We start from the raw sequence: 21,325 nt of genomic DNA, 5'->3' as shown, positions 1-21,325 counted from the left end.
TTTTCATTGCAAAAAATAATTATAAACGGTTAGTTTTTATACATTACTTTTTTAACGGCTTTTATCACATCAGCTGAGTTAGGCAACCATTCTTTCAACAAAACCGGCGAGTAAGGAGCGGGAGTGTCTGCTGTTGTGATACGTTGTATAGGAGCATCAAGAAAATCAAAAGCACGTTCTTGTACAATATAAGTTATCTCTGAAGCAACACTTGCAAAAGGCCAAGCTTCTTCAAGCACTACTAAACGATTTGTTTTTCTAACAGAGGTTAAAATCGCATCGTAATCCATAGGTCGTACCGTTCTTAAATCTATAATTTCGCACGAAATTCCCTCTTTAGCTAATTCATCAGCTGCAATATGAGCTTCTTTTATAATTTTACCAAAAGAGACGATGGTTACGTCTGTACCTGCACGTTTGATGTCGGCTACACCAAGTGGAATAATATATTCGCCATCTGGCACTTCCCCTTTGTCACCATACATTTGCTCTGATTCCATAAAAATTACAGGATCATTATCACGTATTGCGGCCTTCAATAATCCTTTTGCATCATAAACAGTAGATGGAACTACCACTTTGAGACCCGGAGTATTAGCAAACCAATTTTCTAGTGCTTGTGAGTGTGTTGCTCCTAATTGTCCTGCCGATGCCGTTGGTCCACGAAAAACAATAGGGACATTAAATTGTCCACCTGTCATTTGGCGCATTTTGGCAGCATTATTTATAATTTGGTCAATTCCTACTAAACAGAAATTAAACGTCATATATTCTACAATAGGACGACAACCGTTCATGGCTGATCCAACAGCAATACCAGTAAATCCAAGTTCAGCAATTGGAGTGTCAATTACTCTTTTTTCGCCAAATTCAGCAAGCATTCCTTTAGATGCTTTATAGGCACCATTATATTCTGCAACTTCTTCACCCATTAAGTATATGGATTCGTCATGACGCATTTCCTCACTCATCGCTTCGCAAATAGCCTCTCTAAATTGTATCGTTCTCATATTAATATGTTGTATGTCTAATTTTTCGAACTGCAAAAATAAATATTTTATATTACTTTAATGCATAAAATTACCTAAATTAATTGCTGCCTTTATCATCAAAAGTTTAGCAATATAGCAAAGTGCCAACCATAACTTTTAAATACCCACAGGTCTTTTTACACACCATACCCATTTTACTTGAAAGAAATAGAAAGAGTTATAGTAACAAACCAGATCGCGAAATCGTAATAGTTTAACAAAAAATATTATGCATGCATAGTATATTATTCAATTTAATATTTTAAATTTGTAAAAGAAATTAAGAATAACTAAAAATATACTCATGAAAATATTAGTTTGCATCAGTCACGTTCCTGATACTACTTCAAAAATTAACTTTGTCAATGGTGATTCTGAATTTGACACAAATGGCGTTCAATATGTAATTAATCCAAATGACGAATTTGGTTTAACACGTGCTATTTGGTTTCAAGAACAACAAGGTGCAACTGTAACTGTTGTTAATGTTGGAGGTCCAGAGACAGAACCAACTTTAAGAAAAGCATTAGCAATAGGTGCAAATGAAGCGATTCGTGTAAATGCCGCTGCGACTGACGGATTTTTTGTTGCTAAACAATTAGCCGAAGTAATTAAGAATGGCGGGTACGACGTTATTATTGCTGGAAAAGAATCTTTAGATTATAATGGTGGAATGGTTCCAGGTATGATTGCCGGTATTTTAGGATATAATTTCTTAAATTCTTGCACTGAGCTTACTGTTGATGGTAACAATGTAAAAGCCGTACGTGAAATTGATGGTGGTAAAGAGACTGTTAGTACATCATTGCCGTTAATTATAGGTGGACAAAAAGGATTGGTGGAAGAAAAAGACTTACGTATTCCTAACATGAGAGGAATTATGACTGCCAGAACAAAAACATTGACGGTTTTAGAGCCAGTTGATGCTGCTATAAATACGAAAGCACTTAAGTTTGAAAAACCAGCACCAAGATCTGCAGTGAAATTAATCGCCGCCGATAATTTAGATGAGTTAATTAATTTATTACACAACGAAGCAAAGGTGATTTAAGAATTGGATTGTTGATTGAGGATTAACGATTTTTGATTGCTGATGGCAAAAAGAATCTAAAATCTTAAGTCTAAGTTCTAAAATCTAAAATCAGAAGTCTAAAATATAAAATCATAATAATTATGTCAATATTAATATACGCGGAGTACGCTGAAGGAAAATTTAAGAAAGTAGCATTTGAGTTAGCTTCTTATGCTAAAAAAGTAGCTGAAACGTTGGGAACAACTGTGACAGCAGTAACTGTAAATGCAGGAGACGTTTCAGAATTAGCTAAATATGGAGTTGATAAAGTATTGAAGGTAAACAACGATAAATTATCGGGTTTTACTGCAAAAGCTTATGCTGATGTAATTAAGCAAGCTGCGGTAAAGGAAAACGTAAAATTAGTTTTACTCTCTTCAACAACGGATAGTGTTTATTTATCTTCTCTTGTTGCAGTTGCTTTAGAGGCTGGATACGCGTCTAATGTAGTAGGACTTCCTATTTCAACCACGCCTTTCTTGGTAAAAAGAAATGCTTTTTCGAACAAAGCCTTCAATACAACTGAAATTGAAACAGAAATAAAAGTTTTAGGATTAGCTAAAAACTCTTATGGGATTTTCGAAACTCCATCTACACTTACAGAAGAAGATTTTGATCCAACAATTGGAGAAAATGATTTTGGCGTGAAAGTAGAATCAGTAGAAAAAGGAAACGGTAAAGTATCTATTGCTGATGCCGACATAGTTGTTTCTGCTGGTCGTGGACTTAAAGGTCCTGAAAACTGGGGAATGGTTGAAGATTTAGCTTCAGTTCTTGGGGCTGCAACCGCTTGTTCAAAACCAGTTTCTGATTTGGGATGGAGACCACACGGAGAACACGTAGGTCAAACAGGAAAGCCGGTCGCTACAAACCTTTATATTGCTATTGGAATTTCAGGCGCAATTCAACATATAGCAGGAGTTAATTCCTCAAAAGTAAAGGTAGTTATCAATAGTGATCCTGAAGCGCCATTTTTTAAAGTTGCTGATTATGGCATTGTAGGTGATGCATTTGAAATTATACCTCAATTGATTGAAAAATTCAAAGCATTTAAAGCACAGAGTTAACACTTCACATTAATCTAAATTATAATGCTATCTAAAAATAAGATATTTGTATCTTTGCCTTTAGATAGCATTTTTTTATGCGAACTTTTTTACTATTTATAGAATTAGATCCTATTCATTATAATAATTATGAGCTTAGTTAAATTATCCATAAAAGGAATTTCTTACAGTCAAACTCAAAACGGAGCTTATGCTTTAATTTTGAATGAGGTTGATGGCGAGCGTAAATTACCAATTGTCATCGGCGCTTTTGAAGCACAATCAATTGCTATTGCCTTGGAAAAAGAAATCAAACCCCCACGTCCACTGACTCATGATTTGTTTAAAAACTTTGCAGAGCGCTTTGATATAGTTGTGAAGCAAGTAATTATTCACAAATTAGTGGATGGAGTTTTCTACTCGAGTATCATTTGCGAAAGAGATAAAATTGAAGAAATTATCGATGCTAGAACATCTGATGCAATCGCGCTAGCTTTACGTTTTAATGCTCCTATTTTTACTTACAAAAATATTTTAGACAAAGCTGGAATTTATTTAAAAACAAATCCGTCAGATGTTGATAAGGATTCACAAGAAATTGATGATGTACTTTCAAATCCGGAAACTTTTGGTCGTACAGAAGAGAGCAACCAGTCGGGAGCGACTTATTCTAAACATACACTACAAGAATTGAACGAACTTTTAGATCAGGCTGTATCCCAAGAAGACTACGAGAAAGCTGCAAAAATTAGAGATGAGATTTCTAAAAGATAGCATCTACATTTTGGTTTACTAAATCCATTTTGATAAAAAATAATGTAAATAAAGCAGATTCTATATTTGTTGCTTATTTTTACAGAAACCTTATTGTAAAACCATTATATGAAATCAGCATTGCTTTTAGTTGCAACAAGTCTTTTTTTTACTGCAGCATCATTTTCGCAAGATTATTATATACACTGCAGAAAAATTCTAAATACACAGTCGGGAAAAGAAACTGATAACCAGACTATAATGGTTTCTAAAAACAAAACTATAAAAATACAAGATGGATTTACTCCAAAATCCAAGATAGAAGAATTTGAAATTGACCTCAAAAATAAGTATGTTTTACCGGGTCTTATTGATCTCCACATACACATAATAGGAGATCATGACGCTAAAAGTCATATGTCAAAATATTTAGATAACGAGAATAATATTATTTCAAAAGGTTTATCGTAGAGAAACAAGCTTTTAAATAAGTTTATAATTTTAGAAAAATAAAGGTATCTGTAATACTTAAAAAATAAAAATAAACTAAAATTCACATATCACACAGAATAACATAAAATGAAGCAATATATAGACTTAGTACAACACGTATTGAACAACGGTTGCCAGAAAGGAGATCGAACTGGAACAGGAACAAAAAGCGTTTTTGGTTACCAAATGCGTTTTGATTTAAATGATGGTTTCCCAATGGTTACTACAAAAAAACTACATTTAAAATCAATTATTTTTGAATTACTTTGGTTTTTGAAAGGAGATACAAACATAGAGTACCTGCAGCAAAATGGCGTAAAAATTTGGGATGCTTGGGCTGATTCCAACGGAGATTTAGGTCCTGTTTACGGCCATCAATGGCGCAATTGGAACAGTGAAGAAATTGATCAAATCGCAGATCTTATCTCGGAATTAAAAACTAATCCAAACAGCCGCAGAATGTTAGTTTCGGCTTGGAATCCCTCTGTTTTGCCAGATACGACCAAGCACTTTGAAGAAAACGTAGCCAATAATAAAGCAGCATTACCACCTTGTCATGCGTTTTTTCAGTTTTATGTATCTGATGGAAAGTTATCCTGTCAATTGTACCAACGAAGTGCTGATGTTTTTCTCGGAGTTCCATTCAACATTGCATCTTATGCTCTATTAACTATGATGATAGCTCAAGTTTGCGAATTAAAACTTGGCGAATTTATTCACACTTTTGGCGATGCACATATTTACAATAATCATTTTGAACAACTTGAATTACAATTAACACGTGAAGCAAGACCTTTGCCAACAATGATTTTAAATCCTAATGTAAAAAACATCTTTGATTTTACTTTTGAGGATTTTAAACTTGAAGGCTATGATCCGCACCCTGCAATAAAAGGTAATGTGTCCGTATAAAAATGATGAAAAATGTTACTTTAGTTAAATTTCTAAAACACCATTTTCATTTCCAGCAAATTCATTCCATTTAAAGAAATCGGATTCTGGTTCATTAATAAAGGTGCCATCTATCACGTATTTAAATTCGTATGATGCATCTTTATCTAAATCAAAAATTCCCTTAAAATTCCCATTCTTCAATTTGCTTAAAACTCCATCGCTAACATCCCAATTATTAAAGTCTCCAACAACTGAGATATCTTGTGCCTCTTTTGCCTCAACTAAAAAAGTAACTTTACAAACTGGTTTTGATTTAATGTATTGTTTTTTAATTGCCATAACTATTTTTTTTTATGATTACAAGTATCAAAGTAAATGAATTCCTTTAACATTGTTAACCCAACGAGAAAGAATTGACAAAACGCTTAAAAATATGTTAAAATAAAATTTTAAATATAAATTTAAGTAGTTCAATAAAATAAAATGAAAATTATTACGACCTCTCATCGATTAATAAGTGTTGACCTACTTCGCATTTTTAGAAAAAAAAATTTACCTTTATGAACTAAAATTAAAAAGATGGAAAAGCAATTACATGAACAATATGAATACGCTAGAAGACGGATCAAGCAAAAAAAGCGTTTGTATTTTCATTTTGTTGTATTTGTATTAGGGAGTTTATTATTGTTTGTAAGTCACAATATCTTAGATAGTTCGTTTGTGACTCAATGGTATTTATGGATCATCACGACATGGTTGTTTCTATTTATATTACATTTTATAAAAATTTTTATTACTGACCGATTTATGAATAAAGATTGGGAAAGAGAACAAATTGACAGGCTGGTCATTAAGCAACAAAAAAAAATAGAACAGCTTCAATCAAAAATAGCAAATTATGAACCAAATAATAACGTAAAATTATGATCATAATGATTGCAGCAGCAGCGGAGAATAACGCGTTGGGAAAAGATAATAAAATAGTGTGGCATTTACCAAATGATTTTAAAAGGTTCAAATTGTTAACATCAGGACATCACATAATAATGGGTCGAAAAACATTTGAAAGCTTTGAAAAACCGCTACCTAATAGAACACATATTATTATCACGAGACAGCAAAACTATAAAGCTGATGGCTGTATAATTGTTGAAAGTATAGAGAAAGCTCTTGCTGCCTGTCCTAAAGAGGAAGATTCGTTTATTATAGGTGGTGGAGAAATTTACAGTTTAGGAATGCCCTATGCTGATAAATTAGAAATCACAAGAGTTCATGAAAGTTTTGATGCTGATGCCTATTTTCCTGAAATCAATATGGATCAATGGAAGATTGACGCGACAGAATTTAATGCTAAAGATCAAAATCACAAATATGACTACTCTTACGAGACTTTCATAAAGATTTAAATTAAAAACATCCCAATTAAGGGATGTTTTTTTTTACCAGTAATTAGAGCAACAACCTGTCTTGAAAGAATATTTGATAACATAAAATAAAAATTACAAATAATAATAACACTCCAGAAAAGGAGAGAATAATATTTGCGATTTTTTGAGAATACATCTCAAAAAAGCCTTTAATACCAAATACCACAAAGGTACTAAAGACGAAAAAAATTAAAATTTCCAAATACAAATTTAATCCTAAGAACGTATGTTGCGTTTGCATTATAACGCCATCAAAAAAAACGGCGTTTTCAAACATACTAACAAGAACAAACGAGATAATTAACGCTAAAATTATCCATTTGAATTGGCTTACCCACTCTTTTTTAATCATTTACTGGTTACTTATTTTCATTACAAAAGTGAATAAATAAAATTGTTCATACAATACCCACTTTTAGTGATATTTCAATTTTAAAATATATTTGTCTTTGTCTAACATTTATTAAAAATCAAATGTGAGCAAGATTAATAAATGTCAAGTCTATTTTAAAACTCAATTCAACTTTATAAAGTTTATTCTATATTTGTACAAAATAAAAAAATGTCCCAGAAAATAACTCCTTATAAAGATTCTACTTTAAGCAAAAAAGAACAAGTTGCACAAATGTTTGATGCTATCTCAGGAAATTATGACAACTTAAATCGCGTCATTTCTTTTGGTATCGACTTAAAATGGCGTAAAAAAGTCCTCCAAATGGTTTCTAAATCTAATCCAAAGATTATTTTGGATATTGCGACAGGAACAGGAGATTTAGCTATTTTAATGGCACAAACTAAAGCTGAAAAAATAATTGGCTTAGATATTTCTGCTGGAATGCTAGATATTGGAAAGAAGAAAATTGCGACTAAAAATCTTTCTAACACTATTGAAATGATTTTGGGAGATTCAGAAAAAATGCCATTTGAAGACGACTACTTTGATGCAATAACTGTTGCTTTTGGAGTTCGTAATTTTGAAACTTTAGAAAAAGGATTGGAGGAAATATTGCGGGTATTAAAACCAAATGGAGTTTTTGTGATTTTAGAAACATCAGTTCCCGAGAAAACTCCTTTTAAACAAGGTTACAATTTCTATAGTAAAAATATATTACCATTAATTGGAAAATTATTTTCAAAAGACAACGTTGCGTATGGTTATCTCTCCGAATCAGCTGCAGCTTTTCCTTATGGAGAAGTTTTAAACAATATTTTGAGAAAAATTGGGTTTATAGATGTAGTCTCCTTTCCTCAAACTTTTGGAGTTGCAACCATTTATTCAGCTTCTAAAAAATAATATGAAAAAAATATTTGTCTTACTGTTTTGTGTAACCTTTTTATGCTTGAGCGCCCAAGGGTCGAAAAATATTTTTAGTAAAGATCCAATCATTAATTTGGAGAATTTTCAAAAGAGCAGAGTACATTATGGTTTCTATTTAGGTTTTAATTCTTACGATTTTAAAATTGATTATAAGTCGGTCACAACTGATATTTTAGTTCAAAAAACTACAGGTTTTAATGTTGGAATCGTTGGAGATTTAAGATTACATGAATACATTAATCTGAGATTTGAGCCAGGTTTATATTATACGAAAAGGGATTTAACGTTTCCAAGCAACCCGGATTTTGCGAATAGAACTGCTGCGTTTAGAGAGGTTAACAGCACATACATCCATTTTCCTTTACTATTAAAGCTTTCATCATTAAGAACGGGTAATCTTCGTCCGTATTTGGTAGGCGGGGTGTCGGCTACTTTAAATTTATCAAGTAATGCAAAACTTGTAGATGATAATCTGCAACAGCGATTTCGGGTAAAATCATGGACACCTAATTATGAACTAGGTTTTGGCATTGACATTTTTTCGGAATATTTTATATTTTCTCCATCAATAAGAGGGGTTTTTGGAATTAATGATGAATTAATTAGGGATAATGACCCCAATAGCCCTTGGACTGGAAACATCGAATCATTAAAGTCTAGAGCTATATTTATCAATTTTACTTTTCATTAGATTATTTATAGTTGTATTTACGAAACACGATGAAACTCGCTTAAAACAATTGCCGTGGCTGTCGCTACGTTCAAACTTTCTGTTTTTTGTGCAACGCCAAAGCGTGGAATAGTGACCTTGTTTTGAATTAACTCCTCTATTTCATTTGATATACCGTTCGCTTCATTGCCCAAAACAATTATTCCTTTTTTCGGCAACTTTGATTTATAAATATTCTCCCCGTTCATAAATGTTCCAAAAATTGGTAGATTTGTTTCAACTAGAAAAGCTTTTAAATCAATATAATTGACATTGACTCGTGAAATAGATCCCATGGTTGCTTGAATTACTTTTGGATTAAAAAGATCAACTGTTTCCTTTGAACAAATTATCTGTTCAACACCAAACCAGTCGCACAACCGCAGAATAGTACCTAAATTCCCTGGATCTCTAATAGAATCCAAAGCTAGAATTAATCCAGTTTCAACAATGGGTTTTTCGGCTGGCATTTTAAAAACTCCCAAACAAGAATTAGCAGTTGCTAAAGCACTGATTTTTTTTAAGTCATCATCTGATATTATCGTTTTTAGTTCTTTGCTAACTTTACTAAAGTCATTTTTAGTGCTGTAGAGATGTTCTAACTCGAAATTTGAGTCTAATAATTCTTGAATTCCTTTTACGCCTTCGGCAAAAAATAATTTATTGGCATTCCGATATTTTTTCTGCTGCAAACTCGTTATAAGTTTTAATTGGTTTTTACTAACCATAAAATAATGTACTTTTGATTTAAATATTTTAGAACACTTGAAAAAAATTTCCACAAAAATAACTGCATTTATTGTAATTTCAATATTAATTTGCGCATGTAACGCCGTAAAAAGAGTTCCAGATGGACAATTACTGCTAACAAAAAACGAAATTAGAGTTGATGGTAAGATCATTAAGGAAGAAAAATTGTCTAATCAATTGTACCAACAGCCAAATACAACTTTACTCGGTTACCGCCTGCGCTTAAATCTCTATAATTTAGCAAATTTAAATCCGGACTCTACTTATCAAGCCAAGTTTGTAAATGATCCTGAAAAATATAACAGAAAGTCAAAGTGGTTATCAGCAAAACAAGTTGATCGTCTTGGGCAGTCTTTTTTTTATAATGGCATTCATAATTTTCTGAAAACTACTGGCGAACCTCCTGTAGTTATTGATCAAGATAGAACAACGAAATCAATATTGCGATTAAAATATTACTATTTTATTAATGGTTATTTTAACGTTAGTGCAATTTACAAAATAGATACTTTGAACTTTAAAAAAGGTATCGTAAAATATGATATATTTCCAGGAAATGCTTTTTTTATAGACTCTGTTCAAACATCTATTTTAACACCAGCTCTAGACTCTTTGTACGCTAGAAATAAAGCCAGCACCTTTATAAAACCAGGATTACAATATAAAACAGAAGATTTCGAGAATGAAAGAAACAGAATTACCACTAATTTTAGAAATAATGGTGCCTATTACTTTCAACCAAATTATATAACGTTTAATATTGATACAATTAATAAAGTGAATAAAGCTAATGTCACTTTATTGATCAATAATTATTCCTACCAAGAAGCTGATTCAACAAAAACAGAACCTTTTAAACTTTATAAAATAAGTGACGTAAATATTTATACTGATTACTCCTCAAGTAAAGAGGCACTAAATTTTACCGATAGCACCGTTTATAAAAACTTTAATTTATTTAGCCAGAAAAAATTAAAATACAAACCAAAATCTATTACTGACGCAGTATTTATTACAAAAGACGGCTATTATGCTGACTATAAAACAGTTCTAACTACCCGTTATTTGAACAATCTAAAAATTTTTAATTACCCATCTATACAATACGAAATAGATAAAAGAGACAGTACCGCACAATCTTTAATTGCCAAAGTCTATTTAATACCTAGAAAAAAATATAGTTTTGGATTAAACGTAGATGTTACGCACTCAAATATTCAAGACTTTGGAATAGGTTTAAGTATCTCTGAAACCATTAGAAATGTCTTTAATGGCGCTGAAACACTTGAAATTGCCGCGCGTGGTAACATAGGGTCATCCCAAGATTTAGCTAATCCAAGAAATAATTTTTTTAATGTCTCAGAATATGGTCTTGATGTCAAACTAAATATTCCGAGAATTTTAATGCCCTTCAACACAGATAGAATTATTCCAAAAAGCATGATCCCGTCAACTTTAATAACAATTGGTTTTGCCAAACAGCAAAATATTGGATTAGACAAAGAAAATTTTACAGGCGGAGTATCTTACAATTGGACTCCAAAGGTTAATCGCACTGCCCGATTTGATCTCTTCAACACGCAATTTGTTCGAAATTTAAATCCTCGAAACTATTTTAATGTTTATGGCTCTTCCTACAATGCTTTAAATAACTTTAGTAAAACTTATAATTCAAACCTAACTTATTTTGATAATCCGATTGATAAAAATCTAATTGTCGAAGAAGGAACAGCGGGTTTTATAAGAGATGTGCTTAGTGGTAGCAGTACTTTTTTACAACCAATAACAACAGCTGACTTTGAATCGATAAGAAGTATTGAGGAAAGAAGACTGCGACTTACAGCAAATGATTTTATTTTAGCTACTAGTTTTACATTTTCAAAAACAACCAAGAAAGATATGACAGATAATACATTCTATCTTTTTAAAACTAAAATTGAATCAGCGGGAACGATACTAACCGCTTTTGCAGAATCAACAAATCAAAAACAAAATTCTGGTGGGAATTATGAAATATTCAATTTGGAATATGCCGAATACGTAAAAACAGAATTTGACTATATTAAACATTGGGATTTATCCAAAGAAAAAATTGTAGCTTTTAGAACTTTTTTCGGAATTGCAATTCCTTTTGGGAATTCAGATTATATTCCTTTTTCCAGAAGTTACTTTTCAGGTGGTTCAAATGATAACAGAGCATGGCAACCCTACGGTCTTGGCCCAGGAAGCAGCGGAGCTGTAGATGACTTTAATGAAGCCAACATGAAAATTGCCGTGAGTGGGGAATTTCGGTTTAAAATTGCTGGCAGTCTAAAAGGGGCTCTTTTCGCAGATGCCGGAAATATTTGGAATGTTTTGGATAATGTAATTGATGAACGATCAACTTTTACCAGTTTAAGCGATTTAAAAGATATAGCATTAGGTTCCGGATTTGGATTGCGATATGATTTAAGTTTTTTTGTTATACGTTTTGATTTAGGGTTTAAAACTTATAATCCAGCCAATGAAATCGGCAGAAGATGGTTTAAAGAATACAACTTTTCTAACTCTGTTTTAAATTTTGGAATAAATTATCCGTTCTAATCCTAATTAATTCTTATTTTTGCAAGACTAAAAACTAAACAAAAATTAAAACAAATACAATGGCACACAACATAAAACCAGGCGTAGCGACGGGCGACCAAGTTCAAGAGATTTTTAATTATGCAAAAGAAAAGGGATTCGCCTTACCAGCGGTAAACGTTACAGGAAGTAATACGATAAACAGTGTACTTGAAACTGCTGCTAAGTTAAATGCTCCAGTTATCATTCAATTTTCTAATGGTGGCGCACATTTTAATGCGGGAAAAGGACTTTCTAATGCTAGTGAAAAAGCAGCTATTGCAGGTGGAGTTGCTGGTGCATTGCATATTCATACCTTGGCGGAAGCCTACGGAGCAACTGTAATATTGCATACTGATCACTGTGCTAAAAAACTATTACCATGGATTGATGGTTTGCTTGATGCATCTGAAATTCATTTTGCTAAAACTGGAAAGCCATTATTTTCTTCTCACATGATTGATTTATCTGAAGAGCCAATCGAAGAAAATATCGAAATATGTAAAGGTTATTTAGAGAGAATGAGCAAAATGGGCATGACACTTGAAATAGAACTTGGAATTACAGGTGGCGAGGAAGATGGTGTTGATAATTCTGATGTTGATAGCTCTAAATTATACACGCAACCAGAAGAAGTTGCTTACGCTTACGAGGAACTTCTTAAGGTAAGTCCAAGATTTACAATTGCGGCAGCTTTTGGAAATGTACATGGAGTTTACAAACCAGGAAATGTAAAATTGACACCAAAAATCTTAAAAAATTCTCAGGATTTTGTGCAAAATAAATTTAAGACAGGACACAACCCAATTGATTTTGTTTTCCATGGTGGTTCAGGTTCTACATTAGAAGAAATCAGAGAGGGAATAAGCTACGGAGTGATTAAAATGAATATTGATACTGATTTGCAGTTTGCATTTACTGAAGGCATTCGTGATTATATGATAAAAAATATTGATTACTTGAAAACTCAAATTGGATGTCCAGAAGGCGCGGATATTCCTAACAAAAAATATTACGATCCAAGAAAATGGCTTCGTGAAAGCGAAATGACTTTCAATGCTAGACTTGAGCAGGCATTTGCTGACTTAAACAATGTAAATACACTATAAAAATAGTATGCATTGTTCAGTGTTGAGTATTCAGTTATACAAATTGGCTATTGAATACTAAAAACTAAACACTGAACATTTAATTACTGATTATTTGATTATTGAACTCTGAATACTGTAAAAAATGGCTTGGTTTAAAAGAAAAGAAAAAGGAATTACGACTGCTACTGAGGATAAGATGGATATTCCAAAAGGACTTTGGTATAAATCTCCTACCGGAAAAATCATCGATGCTGATGAACTTGCGCGTAATTTATTTGTAAGCCCTGAAGATGGTTTTCACGTACGAATAGGAAGCGCAGAGTATTTCCAAATTTTATTTGACAACAATGAATTTGTCGAATTGGACAAAAACATGACTTCTAAAGATCCTTTGCATTTTGTTGATACAAAAAAATATGCAGATCGATTAAAAGATGTAATGGAAAAAACCAAGTTGAAAGATGCAGTGCGAACTGCTGTAGGTAAATCTAAAGGAAAAGATGTAGTTATATGTTGTATGGATTTTGCCTTTATTGGGGGATCTATGGGTGCTGTAGTTGGAGAGAAAATTGCAAGAGGAATTGATCATGCCATCAAAAAGAAGTTACCATTTGTTATGATTTCTAAATCAGGTGGAGCACGTATGATGGAAGCAGCTTATTCGTTGATGCAATTAGCCAAAACATCAGTTAAACTAGCACAATTAGCAGAAGCAAAACTTCCTTATATTTCTTTATGTACCGATCCTACAACTGGCGGAACCACAGCTTCATACGCTATGCTTGGCGATATCAACATTTCTGAACCAGGAGCTTTAATTGGATTTGCTGGACCTCGGGTGGTAAGAGACACTACTGGTAAAGATTTACCAGAAGGTTTTCAAACTGCTGAATTCTTATTAGAACATGGTTTTTTAGACTTTATCACACCTAGAAAAGAATTGAAAGACAAGATTAACTTATACATTGATTTAATTCAGAACAATACCATTAGATAAATTTATTGTTATTTAAAATAAAAAAATCCTGTTTGTGTTTGCAAACAGGATTTAATTTTTAAAGCTAATCGATTTAGAAGTTACACCTAAGACCACCATAAATATTTCTTGCTGGAGCATTAATTCCAGAGGAAAATGTTCTGTATTGTGTGTCTAAAATGTTTTCCATTCCTGCAAATAGCGTAGCACCTTTATACACTTGGAAACTCGTTTTAAAATTATATGTTTTCCAAGCTGGCATTCCGTCAACTGGTGCATATTGTAAATTATCTTCGCCACTTGCTGAATAGTCTTTTCTTTTTTTCTTTCCATTATACAATAAATATGCTTCAATATTTACTTTGGCATTTGCATACATAAAACCAATTTTTCCAAAATAAGGTGCAATGTGATCTAAAGGAGATTGCGCTCCATCTTCTACAACCTTCCCTAAATTATAATTAAAGTTGGCATCCATCTTTATATTTGAAAATACCATCGCACTAAAACTTGTTGACAATCCAGTGATAAAAGCATTTCCCCTATTTTGATTTGCAAAAACCTTGCTTGGCGTCCCATCGTAAACAATCACACTTTGACCTTCATATTGAAATTCGTCAATTCCAATGGCGTCATACATCCTGGTGTAGAAATAAGTATTTTCAAATTTTACTTTTTTTGATTCTGATTGAATTATAATCCCTAGATCGGCCGTTATAGTTTTCTCTGGTTTCACATTTGCATTTGGCACAATTATAGTTCCCTTTACTGATTCGAAAATCTTTGCTAAGTCATCGATATTTGGGACTCTAAATCCGCTAGATAAGTTGGCTTTTAGCGCTACATTCTCTGACGTATTTTTGACAATTCCTACTGATCCACTGTATGTAAAGTTATGCTGCGCAACTGTTGTAAATGGTAAAGGAAAAAATGAGTCGGTAGCAATTGTACTGTTCAAAGAGGTATATCCCAAACGTATGCCTGCATTCCACAGCGTATTATCAGATAATTTATCGTTATAAGAAACATAGATGTCATTTCGCAACATCGAGTTGTCACCATTAGGATATCTTGTACTGATAGGATTAATTACTCCCGTATTTATATTATTAGAGAATGCAGTAGAATTCAAAGTTTCATAATAGGACTCAAATCCGTAAAATAATTCGCCTTCTATAAATTTCTTTTTTAGATCAACTGCAACAGAGTACATCTTAACATTTTCTTCTCTATTTTGTAAATTATAGTTTCCAAATCTTCTGTTGTGCCTGCTTTCTTTTGCGTTTTGAAAAGCAATATTAACTTTTAAGTCACTTGCAAGAAAAGCCTTTTCTTTGCTCAACGAATAAATACCTAAAACACGTTCTTGCGGCCCATAATACCATTTTGCATGACGTAAACCAGTCTTAGAATCACCTTCTGTCAATCTATCATAGCGAGGAACGTCAGTAGAAGTTGAATATTGTAGATTTAAACCATGTTCAAATCCAGAATCCGTTTTAAAGGCTAATTTTTGCATCACATTGCATTGCTTGAACCCTGATTCTTTTTGAACATATTTATCGTCATTGGTCACTAATTGATCAACTCCGTTTACTGTAGCAACAAAAAAAGGACGTTCTCCAAAAAAATCTTCGTCTTGATTCTTATTCTGGCCCATTTTTAAATCTCCAAAATCATTGAACGAAACCAAGGTCAATGCAGCAAAATTTCTGGCAGCATAGTTCAAATTTAGAGCCATTGATTTCTCCATGTTAGATGAACTATACCTCGAGTTAATTGCTCCTGTAAATTTATTTTTTGCTTCGCCTAAAAATTTTGCTTTTTTAGTGGACATCGCAACGGTTCCGCCAAGTGCATCGCTACCAAACAATGTAGAAGTAGGACCATAAAAAATGTTCACATTATCAAGCATACTTTCGTCAACTGTGATAACATTTTGAAGATGCCCTGATCTAAATATTAAATTATTCATTCGCACACCATCCACGAGTAACAAAACTCTACTAGCCTCAAAACCCCGAATAGAAGGACTTCCACCACCTTGTTGCGATTTTTGAACAAATAAGGAACCCGAGTTTGACAAGACTTCAGCCATGCTTTGAAAATTTTGAAAATCAATTTGCTCTGCAGCGATAATCGCAACTTGAAACGGTAACGATGTAAGTTCTACAGGAACATTATATATCATAACGACATCAGCAAGCTTTGTGGTATCACTTTGTGCTTGTGCGAAATTATATATTGATAGCAATAGTAAAACATACGTAATACTCTCTTTCATGTGAAATCAGAATTATATATCGTAAAGGATTCAGACTGCCCTTTAAAAATAATTAATAAAATAGTTTTGCTAAATTTTAGCAGTTATACCAAACAGCAAGTGAAATGAATTGATAATGAGATCGCCAAGAAATAGACAATCGTCATTATTATGCATTTTGCAGTTAATAAATAATATTATTTTCTAATTATTTTTTTGGAGGTGGAAGCACGATTAGAGTTGTAACCAATTTGTAAATTGTGTTCTTCCAGATTGTAGTTTTAAAAATAAAAATTGCCGAAAATGGTTTCCAAGAGAATTCAGATTTTAAATACAGCAGCTGATAAAATTTTTGTAGATCGTTTTGCTTCTCCTTGGATTTAGCGTCATGTTGAAAAGCGGTCAGCACTAAATCCTGTAGTTTTTTATTTAGTTTAGTCTCTTTATGATCCCACCAGCACCATAATTTTGTAGAATCACTTACTGTTTTTTTTTCTACAACATCATACATTTGATTATTGTACTCAAATTCACTTGCATGTTCCCATTTCAGTTTTGAATTGATCTCCTTATTTGCAAAATGAAAAAAAACTAATTCTTTTTTTTCAATTCCAGCAATCATGTCCGATTTCAATTCTTTTTTAATAACATGTTTTTGTATTTGCAACCATGAGTAAGTTACAGCAACTGGCGTTACCAATAAAAATAGTAGAAAAAAACTAACTAACTGTTTTTTTGCTTTTAAGAATTTGATTTTAAACATAAAACAAAGTATTCTTACATCCCAGTTCTGATAGCTTCCACAGGATCTAATTTAGAAGCAGCAATAGCGGGAAGAATTCCTGAAATTAATCCAATAGCTGCCGCTAATCCCGTTCCTAAAACGATATTACCAACCCCTAAAATAAATTCAAAGTCTAGTGCTTTAGTTAATATTATTGAGATAATCCAAACTAATAAAAGACCTATTATACCACCAAAAACAGATAAGATAATTGCTTCGAATAAAAATTGAAACATTATAAATCGGTTTTTAGCTCCCAACGACTTTTGAATTCCAATTAAATTAGTGCGCTCTTTTACCGAAACAAACATAATATTAGCAATTCCAAAACCTCCTACCAAAAGTGAAAAACCGCTTATAATCCATCCAACTACGTTCATTTGACCTAAAATCCCATCAATTAAATCCGTAAATCCCGAAAATACATTAATAAAAAAATTGTCCATTTCACCTGCTTTTAAACCTCTTACATTTCGCAATTTCTGCGTTATTTCCCCTTTGTAAGCATCCATATCGACACCTTTTTCTGGTTTAAATATAATTACATTAGTTAGCGAAGTGTTGTTATCTCCAAACAATTGACGAACAAAATTTACTGGAATATAAGCAGATGTATCATTACCATCGCCAAATAATCCTGACCCTTCTTTTTTAAGGACACCTATTACTGTAAATCGTTTACCGTATAAACGAACATTTTTGCCGATAGGCTCAGAATTTTCAAATAATGAATTTGCAATTTCATTTCCCAAGACAATAACAGAGGCTCCGGAATTAGCTTCCGATTCATTATAAAACCTTCCTTTTTCAAATTCTAACCCTTGAATATCAATAAATTCTTGAGAAACGGGTACTATATTTATATCACTTACTGTTTTTGAATCATATTTAATGGACTCTCTTCTGGTAAATATCTGATACGCCATTTGATCAGTATTAGTCATAGCTCCTTTCATGTAAGTGTACTCATCATATTTTACATTTGGGAATTGCTCTCTTTTCCATTGTGGAATGTTCGATGGTCCAAAAGAAAACTTCATTAGGTAAATTGTATTTTTATCAAGCCCACTTAAATCCTTGGTGATCTTTCGATCTAACGAATCAACAGCTGCTAACACTGCAATAATTGAAAAAATACCAATGGTTACTCCTAGTAAAGAAAGCAACGTTCTTAACTTATTATTAGTTAATGCATTCATTGCAAAACCAAAACTCTCTTTTAATAATCGAAGATAAACTAACATATAACCTGTTTTGTGTTAAAGTAAAATTCCATAAATATTTATGAAAAACCTAATTTTAATTGTTCCTATAAAGTACTAATTTGCTAATTTCTGTTCATCATTAGAGCTGATTTAATAATTATAATTATCTCGTTTTCAAATGGCTTTGTTTTGACATTAAAAAACTATTTTTGCATTTTACAAATACAACTACAAAATGAGCACTACTAAAACGATTAAATCAGCACTAATTTCAGTTTTTTCAAAAGAGGGATTAGAACCTATAGTAAGACAACTAAATAGTCAAAATGTTACAATTTATTCTACAGGAGGAACCGAGGATTTTATTAAAAATTTAGGAATTCCCGTAATTCCTGTCGAAGATATAACTTCCTACCCCTCGATTTTGGGCGGAAGAGTTAAGACTTTGCATCCAAAAGTTTTTGGCGGAATTTTAAATCGTCAAGATAATGAAAGTGATATGCAGCAAATGCAGGAATTTGACATTCCACAAATTGACTTAGTTATTGTTGACCTATACCCATTCGAAAAAACAGTAGCTTCGGGAGCAAGTGAAGCAGATATCATTGAAAAAATTGATATTGGTGGAATATCGTTAATTCGTGCTGCTGCAAAAAATTTTAAAGACACTGTGATTGTGTCCTCTATGGATCAATACAGCTTGCTTTTAGATTTAATTACTTCACAAAACGGTGGCACAACATTAGAAAACAGAAAATTATTAGCCACTAAAGCATTTCATGTTTCTTCTCATTATGATGGAGCTATTTTTAATTATTTTAATACTGATGAAACCATTTATAAGGAAAGTATTGCTAATGGTCAAGTTTTAAGATATGGAGAAAACCCACATCAAAAAGGGTTTTTCTTTGGTGATTTTGATGCAATGTTCAAGAAGTTACACGGAAAAGAACTGTCATATAACAATTTACTAGATGTTGACGCAGCGGTAAATTTGATCAACGAATTTAAAAATGATGGGGCAACATTTGCAATTTTAAAACACAATAATGCTTGCGGACTAGCTACAAGAGCAACAATCAGTGAAGCTTATGATGTGGCATTGGCATGCGATCCAACATCAGCATTTGGTGGGGTTTTGATTTCCAATACAAAAATTGATATTGCAACTGCAACAGAAATTAACAAGTTGTTTTGTGAAGTGGTCATTGCACCAAAATATGAACCTGAAGCCTTGAAGATTTTACAAGAAAAGAAAAACAGAATTTTATTAATTCAAAATGACGTCGAATTACCTAACAAACAAGTTAGAAGCTGCTTAAACGGACTTTTAATTCAAGAAAGAAATAACATCACCGACAATAAAAACGATTTAACAACCGTTACAACAACAGCGCCATCACAGCAGGAAATAAAAGATTTAATTTTTGCTTCGAAAATATGTAAAAATACTAAATCCAATACGATTGTTTTTGCAAAAAACGGAACTTTGATTTCGTCTGGAACTGGACAAACATCAAGAGTCGACGCGTTGCTACAAGCCATTGAAAAAGCTAAGAATTTTGGATTTGATTTACATGGAGCATCCATGGCGAGTGACGCATTTTTCCCTTTTCCTGACTGTGTAGAAATAGCTAAAAACGCAGGAATTAGTGCTGTAATTCAGCCCGGAGGTTCCATAAAAGATGAATTGAGTATTAATTATTGCAATGAAAATAAAGTTGCAATGGTATTTACTGGAACTCGTCATTTCAAACATTAATTTGTTTAACTTTGCGACCTATTATTTGTTTAACTTTTAACCCCAAAAAAACTTATGGGATTTTTTGATTTCATGACCGAGGATATTGCGATAGATCTTGGTACCGCTAATACTTTAATCATACACAATGACAAAGTTGTAATTGATAGTCCATCTATTGTTGCACGTGATAGAATTTCGGGTAAAATCATCGCTGTTGGAAAAGAAGCTAACATGATGCAAGGTAAAACACATGAAAACATAAAGACAATAAGACCATTGAAAGATGGTGTAATTGCAGACTTTGATGCGTCAGAGAAAATGATTAGTATGTTTATCAAAAGCATTCCTGCGCTGAAAAAAAGAATGTTCACTCCTGCTTTACGAATGGTAGTTTGCATTCCATCTGGTATAACTGAAGTCGAAATGAGAGCGGTAAAAGAATCTTGTGAGAGAGTTAACGGTAAAGAGGTATATTTAATCCATGAACCTATGGCTGCGGCAATTGGTATTGGAATTGACATCATGCAACCCAAAGGAAACATGATTGTTGATATAGGTGGAGGAACAACTGAAATTGCAGTAATTGCTCTTGGTGGAATTGTTTGTGACAAATCAGTTAAAATCGCTGGTGATGTATTTACAAATGATATTGTTTATTACATGCGTACACAACACAATCTATTTGTTGGAGAAAGTACGGCTGAGAAAATCAAAATACAAATTGGTGCTTCTATAGAGGATTTAGAAACGCCGCCAGAAGATATGTCTGTTCAGGGTAGAGATTTACTTACTGGAAAACCAAAACAGGTAGAGGTTTCTTATCGAGAAATCGCAAAAGCGCTAGATAAATCCATTCAACGAATTGAAGATGCCGTTATGGAAACGCTTTCTCAAACCCCTCCTGAATTAGCTGCTGACATCTACAACACTGGTATTTATCTTGCTGGTGGAGGATCAATGCTAAGAGGACTTGACAAAAGAATTTCTCAAAAAACAGACTTGCCAGTTTATATTGCGGAAGATCCATTAAGAGCTGTTGTAAGAGGAACTGGAATGGCGTTAAAAAATTTAAACAAATTTAAAAGTATTCTTATAAAATAAATAAAAAAACGAATTCTGAGTTTTGATCGTGAGGTTGAAACTTCGAATTCTTTTTTTAATTTACTTAA

The 21,325-nt window shown here is 32.6% G+C and carries 20 protein-coding genes; 14 read left to right on the top strand and 6 right to left on the bottom strand.

What is annotated here, in order from left to right; all coding sequences use genetic code 11:
• Positions 1 to 29: 29 nt before the first annotated feature.
• The gene (locus BUB42_RS12825) at positions 30 to 1,010 is read right to left on the bottom strand and encodes a pyruvate dehydrogenase complex E1 component subunit beta (RefSeq protein ID WP_073020999.1); all 981 of its coding nucleotides are present in this window, start codon (positions 1,008 to 1,010) and stop codon (positions 30 to 32) included.
• 325 nt (positions 1,011 to 1,335) lie between these two features.
• Between BUB42_RS12825 and BUB42_RS12820 the strand changes: the two genes are divergently transcribed.
• The 5 genes from BUB42_RS12820 (at position 1,336) to BUB42_RS12800 (ending at position 5,306) form a co-directional block, all read left to right on the top strand.
• Complete coding sequence (locus BUB42_RS12820) at positions 1,336 to 2,082, top strand: electron transfer flavoprotein subunit beta/FixA family protein (RefSeq protein ID WP_073020997.1); 747 nt, start codon at positions 1,336 to 1,338, stop codon at positions 2,080 to 2,082.
• A gap of 122 nt (positions 2,083 to 2,204) precedes the next feature.
• On the top strand, positions 2,205 to 3,170 hold the full coding sequence (locus tag BUB42_RS12815) for an electron transfer flavoprotein subunit alpha/FixB family protein (RefSeq protein WP_073020995.1): 966 nt from the start codon (positions 2,205 to 2,207) through the stop codon (positions 3,168 to 3,170).
• Positions 3,171 to 3,299: 129 nt separating this feature from the next.
• Positions 3,300 to 3,923, top strand: coding sequence for a bifunctional nuclease family protein (locus BUB42_RS12810; protein ID WP_073020992.1), 624 nt, complete (start codon positions 3,300 to 3,302; stop codon positions 3,921 to 3,923).
• A 108-nt stretch (positions 3,924 to 4,031) separates the two neighbouring features.
• Positions 4,032 to 4,373: a hypothetical protein gene (locus BUB42_RS12805; protein ID WP_073020989.1), complete on the top strand. Its 342-nt coding sequence runs from the start codon at positions 4,032 to 4,034 to the stop codon at positions 4,371 to 4,373.
• Positions 4,374 to 4,481: 108 nt separating this feature from the next.
• Positions 4,482 to 5,306, top strand: a complete 825-nt coding sequence (locus BUB42_RS12800; protein ID WP_073020986.1) for a thymidylate synthase — start codon at positions 4,482 to 4,484, stop codon at positions 5,304 to 5,306.
• A gap of 24 nt (positions 5,307 to 5,330) precedes the next feature.
• Here BUB42_RS12800 and BUB42_RS12795 read toward each other — a convergent pair whose 3' ends face one another.
• The gene (locus tag BUB42_RS12795; RefSeq protein WP_073020983.1) at positions 5,331 to 5,627 is read right to left on the bottom strand and encodes an isoamylase early set domain-containing protein; all 297 of its coding nucleotides are present in this window, start codon (positions 5,625 to 5,627) and stop codon (positions 5,331 to 5,333) included.
• A 240-nt stretch (positions 5,628 to 5,867) separates the two neighbouring features.
• Here BUB42_RS12795 and BUB42_RS12790 point away from each other — a divergent pair, with 240 nt between their 5' ends.
• From BUB42_RS12790 to porT, 4 genes are all read left to right on the top strand, one after another.
• Positions 5,868 to 6,215: a 2TM domain-containing protein gene (locus BUB42_RS12790; RefSeq protein ID WP_073020981.1), complete on the top strand. Its 348-nt coding sequence runs from the start codon at positions 5,868 to 5,870 to the stop codon at positions 6,213 to 6,215.
• Entirely contained in the window at positions 6,212 to 6,694 is a 483-nt protein-coding gene (locus BUB42_RS12785) for a dihydrofolate reductase (protein WP_073020980.1), read from the top strand. Before BUB42_RS12790 ends, BUB42_RS12785 begins: the two co-directional genes overlap by 4 nt.
• Before the next feature lie 583 nt (positions 6,695 to 7,277).
• Complete coding sequence (gene ubiE / locus BUB42_RS12775) at positions 7,278 to 8,009, top strand: bifunctional demethylmenaquinone methyltransferase/2-methoxy-6-polyprenyl-1,4-benzoquinol methylase UbiE (RefSeq protein WP_073020976.1); 732 nt, start codon at positions 7,278 to 7,280, stop codon at positions 8,007 to 8,009.
• Between the two features lies 1 nt (position 8,010).
• Positions 8,011 to 8,724: a type IX secretion/gliding motility protein PorT/SprT gene (gene porT, locus BUB42_RS12770; protein ID WP_073020973.1), complete on the top strand. Its 714-nt coding sequence runs from the start codon at positions 8,011 to 8,013 to the stop codon at positions 8,722 to 8,724.
• A gap of 17 nt (positions 8,725 to 8,741) precedes the next feature.
• On the opposite strand, the gene BUB42_RS12765 is transcribed toward porT, so the two are convergent.
• Positions 8,742 to 9,470 carry a TrmH family RNA methyltransferase gene (locus tag BUB42_RS12765; protein WP_073020971.1) on the bottom strand — a complete coding sequence of 243 codons (729 nt, stop codon included), beginning with the start codon at positions 9,468 to 9,470 and terminating at the stop codon, positions 8,742 to 8,744.
• A gap of 37 nt (positions 9,471 to 9,507) precedes the next feature.
• On the opposite strand from BUB42_RS12765, the gene tamL reads away from it, so the two are divergent.
• The 3 genes from tamL (at position 9,508) to accD (ending at position 14,181) form a co-directional block, all read left to right on the top strand.
• Entirely contained in the window at positions 9,508 to 12,075 is a 2,568-nt protein-coding gene (gene tamL, locus BUB42_RS12760) for a translocation and assembly module lipoprotein TamL (RefSeq protein ID WP_073020968.1), read from the top strand.
• A gap of 59 nt (positions 12,076 to 12,134) precedes the next feature.
• Entirely contained in the window at positions 12,135 to 13,202 is a 1,068-nt protein-coding gene (gene fbaA / locus BUB42_RS12755) for a class II fructose-bisphosphate aldolase (protein WP_073020966.1), read from the top strand.
• A 124-nt stretch (positions 13,203 to 13,326) separates the two neighbouring features.
• Complete coding sequence (accD, locus tag BUB42_RS12750) at positions 13,327 to 14,181, top strand: acetyl-CoA carboxylase, carboxyltransferase subunit beta (protein ID WP_073020964.1); 855 nt, start codon at positions 13,327 to 13,329, stop codon at positions 14,179 to 14,181.
• 73 nt (positions 14,182 to 14,254) lie between these two features.
• Here the strand turns inward: accD and BUB42_RS12745 are convergent, their stop codons facing one another.
• The 3 genes from BUB42_RS12745 to BUB42_RS12735 all read right to left on the bottom strand — a co-directional run bounded on the left by BUB42_RS12745 (position 14,255) and on the right by BUB42_RS12735 (position 18,451).
• The gene (locus tag BUB42_RS12745; RefSeq protein ID WP_073020962.1) at positions 14,255 to 16,444 is read right to left on the bottom strand and encodes a TonB-dependent receptor plug domain-containing protein; all 2,190 of its coding nucleotides are present in this window, start codon (positions 16,442 to 16,444) and stop codon (positions 14,255 to 14,257) included.
• 187 nt (positions 16,445 to 16,631) lie between these two features.
• A complete protein-coding gene (locus tag BUB42_RS12740; protein WP_073020960.1) occupies positions 16,632 to 17,186 on the bottom strand; it encodes a hypothetical protein in 555 nt (184 codons plus the stop codon).
• Between the two features lie 14 nt (positions 17,187 to 17,200).
• Positions 17,201 to 18,451, bottom strand: coding sequence for an ABC transporter permease (locus BUB42_RS12735; protein WP_073020959.1), 1,251 nt, complete (start codon positions 18,449 to 18,451; stop codon positions 17,201 to 17,203).
• A gap of 196 nt (positions 18,452 to 18,647) precedes the next feature.
• Between BUB42_RS12735 and purH the strand changes: the two genes are divergently transcribed.
• The gene (gene purH / locus BUB42_RS12730) at positions 18,648 to 20,174 is read left to right on the top strand and encodes a bifunctional phosphoribosylaminoimidazolecarboxamide formyltransferase/IMP cyclohydrolase (RefSeq protein WP_073020957.1); all 1,527 of its coding nucleotides are present in this window, start codon (positions 18,648 to 18,650) and stop codon (positions 20,172 to 20,174) included.
• 54 nt (positions 20,175 to 20,228) lie between these two features.
• On the top strand, positions 20,229 to 21,257 hold the full coding sequence (locus BUB42_RS12725) for a rod shape-determining protein (RefSeq protein WP_073020955.1): 1,029 nt from the start codon (positions 20,229 to 20,231) through the stop codon (positions 21,255 to 21,257).
• Positions 21,258 to 21,325: the final 68 nt, after the last annotated feature.

The sequence above is a fragment of the Flavobacterium micromati genome, from assembly GCF_900129585.1.
GTDB classification, from domain to species: domain Bacteria; phylum Bacteroidota; class Bacteroidia; order Flavobacteriales; family Flavobacteriaceae; genus Flavobacterium; species Flavobacterium micromati.
This window is presented reverse-complemented; position numbering and strand designations above follow the sequence as displayed.